Annotated in this window: 1 protein-coding gene; it reads right to left on the reverse strand. The window is 33.4% G+C overall.

Annotated elements, in window-relative coordinates; all coding sequences use genetic code 11:
• Positions 1 to 305 (reverse strand): hypothetical protein (locus AOA61_RS31335; protein WP_158234830.1); only part of this gene is annotated, 305 nt, incomplete at both ends.

Consider the following 305-nt stretch of genomic DNA (forward strand, 5'->3'; position numbering starts at 1 on the left):
CCTTTATAGCTTCTTTTAATGATAATATCTCCTCAGGATCAGTAGTGGATTCCTCCCAAGTAATATCTTCGGAGAAGCTTATATCTACTATTCTAGGAGTATCTAATTCACCCTCTAATTCTCCCTCTGCATAGTATTCAAGCAGTTCTTCTTCTGAAACATATTCTAAAATTAATGAATCTATAAGTTCACCTATATCCTTATTAACATTTAAATGTCCAACACTAAGATCTCCAACAAATATCTCATAGGTCACGGCTGATAGATCAACAGACTCTTTTAACTGTTCAACTGTTTCTTCATTA

Origin of the sequence: Pseudomonas sp. 2995-1, assembly GCF_002742505.1 — a bacterium.
Lineage (GTDB): Bacteria > Pseudomonadota > Gammaproteobacteria > Pseudomonadales > Pseudomonadaceae > Aquipseudomonas > Aquipseudomonas sivasensis.